Genomic DNA, 3,085 nt, shown 5'->3' with positions numbered 1-3,085 from the left:
CGGCGCGATCAGCTTCGCCGCCAGCAGCCATTGCAGCAGTGCCGCGCCGTCGGCCAGCCATTCGACGCGCACGCCGTCGGGCGTGGCGGTGCTGTTGACGAAATCGAGCGCGAGATGGTCGCCGACGAAGGGCGCGGGCATGGGGGCGGCGGTGGTGGTCATGGCGAAACTCCTGGCGCAATGATAACCGTCAAAAAATAGATTGACAGGTTACCCAGCCATGAATAACCTTCAAAAACGTCGTTAGCAGGTTATTCAAGTCCGGGAGTCCCCGGGCGCCGCCATCGGCTTGCAGGAGTCTTCCCATGGTTCGTTTCCACACCGTCGCCGTCGGCGCGCACAAGGTCTTCTATCGCGAGGCTGGCGATCCCTCGCGGCCCACCTTGCTGCTGCTGCACGGCTTCCCGAGCTCGTCGCACATGTTCCGCAACCTGATCCCGCTGCTGGCGGACCGCTTCCACATCGTCGCGCCCGACCTGCCGGGCTTCGGCTTCACCGAGTCGCCCGCGCGGCCGGCCTTCGCCTACAGCTTCGACAACCTCGCGAAGGTGATCGAGGGCTTCACCGACGCGCTCAGGCTGCGGCGCTATGCGATCTACGTGTTCGACTACGGCGCGCCCGTGGGCTTCCGGCTCGCGCTGTCGCGGCCCGAGCGGGTGAGCGCGATCGTGTCGCAGAACGGCAATGCCTACGAACAGGGCCTGAGCGAGGGCTGGGGCGTGCTGCGCACCTATTGGCGCGAGCCGAATGCCGCCAACCGCGAGGCCGTGCGCGCGGCCCAACTGACGCACGAGGCCACGCGCTGGCAGTACGTGCACGGCACGCCCGATCCGCAGCAGGTGGCGCCCGAGGCCTGGGAGCTCGACTGGGCGCTGATGCAGCGGCCGGACAACATCGAGATCCAGCTCGACCTGTTCCTCGACTACGCGAGCAACGTGGCGCTGTATCCGAAGTTCCACGAGTACTTCCGCAACCACCGTCCGCCCTTCCTCGCGGTCTGGGGCCGCAACGATCCCTTCTTCCTGCCGCCGGGCGCCGAGGCCTTCAAGACCGACAACCCGAACGCGCAGGTGCGTTTCCTCGACACCGGCCACTTCGCGCTCGAGACGCATGCGGCGGAGATCGGCGCGGCGATCGGCGATTTCCTCGGCCGGCTGCCGGCCGAGCGCTGAAGGCTCAGCGCAGGTAGCGTTGCATGCGCTTCTCGTCGTCGGCCAGCTGCTGGCGCATCACCGAGAGGAAGTCGCGCGCGGTCGACGACAGCACCTTGCCGGCCGGCAGCGCGAGGATGCAGGCGAAGGAGATGTCGACCGACAGCTTGCGCGCCACCAGGCCGCGCTCGGCGTAGTCGAGCGCGGTGATCGGATTGACCAGGCCCACGCCGAGCCCGCGCAGCGCCATCTCGCAGACGCTGGCGGCATAGGGCGTCTGCACCACCATGCGCAGCGCCAGGCTCTTCTGCGCCAGCGCGGCCTCGAGCCGGCGGTGCGAGGGGTCCTCGGGGTTGAGCGCGAGGAAGGGCGCTTCCACCAGCTGCTCGGGCTCGATGCTCTTGAAGCGCGCGAGCGCATGGCCCTGCGGCATCACGACCACGCCCGGGAAATGCGCGAAGGTCGAATGCTCGAGGCCTTCGAGCGAGAGCTCGTCGGCCATCAGGCCGAAGTCGGAGATGCCCATCGAGACCCGGTCGCGCACGTCCTTGGAACTGAGCACCTGCAGCGACACCTGCGGCCAGGCGCTCGCGCCGCGGTGCGCCTTGAAGCGCTCGAGCGCGCGCGGCATGAAGCCCAGCCCGAAGGCCGGATAGCAGCTGAGCTCGAGCTGGTTGGTGCCGAAGTCGCGCAGGCTGCGCACCCGGTGCTCGATCGCGTCCATGCCGATGAACACGCGCTCGACCTCCACCCACAGCGCGCGCGCCTCGGGCGTGGGCACCAGCCGCCCGCCGGTGCGCTGGAACAGCTGCATGCCGGCCTGCGTCTCGAGCCGCTTGAGCGACTGGCTGATCGCCGGCTGCGTCACATGCAGCAGCGCCGCGGCCTTGCGCGTGGAACTGCTGCGCATCAGCGCCCGGAAAGTCTCGATCTCCGCAAATCGCATCGATAAGTTCCGTTATCGGTTGAGTATTTTGGGCATTCTGATTTTATTTCCGAACGCATAAGATTCGGCCCGCCACCCCGACCGACTCCTTCACACCCTACAGTGCGATGACACTCCACGCGCTCGATACCTTGCCCGCCGACCTTTCTTCCGACGCCGCCGCGGACGAGGCCCTCGCGGCCGATGCCGTGCGGCCGCTGCGCAATCCGCAACTGCGCGGCCTCCAGTGCCTGCGCTGCGAGACGCTCTATCCGGTGTCCTCGCTCAACGAAGGCTGCCCGGCCTGCCGTCGCATGGGCGTGCACATCGGCCTGCGGGCCAGCTACCTGCCGGGCACCGACGCCGGCGTCCCGATGCCCTACCTGCCGGGCTTCACGCTCGGCGAAGGCAACACGCCGCTGCGCGAGCTGCCCGAACTGGCGCAGCGCCTCGGCGTGGCGCGGCTGGCGCTCAAGGACGAATCGGTCAACCCGACCGGCTCGCACAAGGACCGCATGACCGCCGTCGGCGTGGCGCAGGCGCTGGACGCCGGCGCCCACACGCTGGTGCTGGCCTCCTCGGGCAATGCCGCGGTCTCGGCCGCCCACTATGCCTGGGCCGCGGGCCTGTCCTGCGAAGTCGCGGGTTACGAAGGCCTGCCGGCCGCCTATGCGCGCCAGCTCGACGCGCTCGGCGCGCGGCGCTATGCCTTCTCCGACAACGCGGGCCGCTGGGCCTTCGTGCGCGAGCGCGCGCAGCATCCGGGCTACTTCGCGCTCACCAACTACCGGCTGCCCGCGCTGGGCAGCGCGCCGCTGGCGATCGAGGGCTACAAGCCGATCGCGGCCGAATGCCTGGCCGAGGGCGGCCTGCCCGACCACATCGTGGTGCCGACCGCGCGCGGCGACCTGGCCTGGGGCATCTACGCGGGCTTTCGCGACCTGCTGGCGGCCGGGCGCATCGCGCGGCTGCCGCGGCTGTGGCTGGTGGAGCCGTTCCCGCGGCTGTC

The 3,085-nt window shown here is 69.4% G+C and carries 4 protein-coding genes; 2 read left to right on the top strand and 2 right to left on the bottom strand.

Annotated features, from left to right (window positions below; translation table 11 throughout):
* Nucleotides 1-141 (bottom strand): ABATE domain-containing protein (locus AC27VN_RS37205; RefSeq protein ID WP_490879889.1); only part of this gene is annotated, 141 nt, incomplete at its 3' end.
* 164 nt (nt 142-305) lie between these two features.
* On the opposite strand from AC27VN_RS37205, the gene AC27VN_RS37200 reads away from it, so the two are divergent.
* The gene (locus tag AC27VN_RS37200; protein ID WP_490879888.1) at nt 306-1,172 is read left to right on the top strand and encodes an alpha/beta fold hydrolase; all 867 of its coding nucleotides are present in this window, start codon (nt 306-308) and stop codon (nt 1,170-1,172) included.
* A gap of 4 nt (nt 1,173-1,176) precedes the next feature.
* On the opposite strand, the gene AC27VN_RS37195 is transcribed toward AC27VN_RS37200, so the two are convergent.
* A complete protein-coding gene (locus tag AC27VN_RS37195; protein WP_093341057.1) occupies nt 1,177-2,097 on the bottom strand; it encodes a LysR substrate-binding domain-containing protein in 921 nt (306 codons plus the stop codon).
* Nucleotides 2,098-2,204: 107 nt separating this feature from the next.
* On the opposite strand from AC27VN_RS37195, the gene AC27VN_RS37190 reads away from it, so the two are divergent.
* A partial coding sequence (locus tag AC27VN_RS37190; RefSeq protein WP_490879887.1) for a pyridoxal-phosphate dependent enzyme occupies nt 2,205-3,085 on the top strand: 881 nt, incomplete at its 3' end.

The sequence above is a fragment of the Variovorax sp. 20P10.2.4 genome (assembly GCF_058244205.1).
The sequence above is the reverse complement of the archived record's forward strand: the minus strand, read 5'-3'. Positions and strand labels throughout refer to the sequence as shown.

Coding starts and splice junctions, on each gene's coding strand:
- AC27VN_RS37200 (WP_490879888.1), top strand. CDS start 306: ATGGTTCGTTTCCACACCGTCGCCGTCGGCGCGCACAAGGTCTTCTAT.
- AC27VN_RS37195 (WP_093341057.1), bottom strand. CDS start 2,097: ATGCGATTTGCGGAGATCGAGACTTTCCGGGCGCTGATGCGCAGCAGT.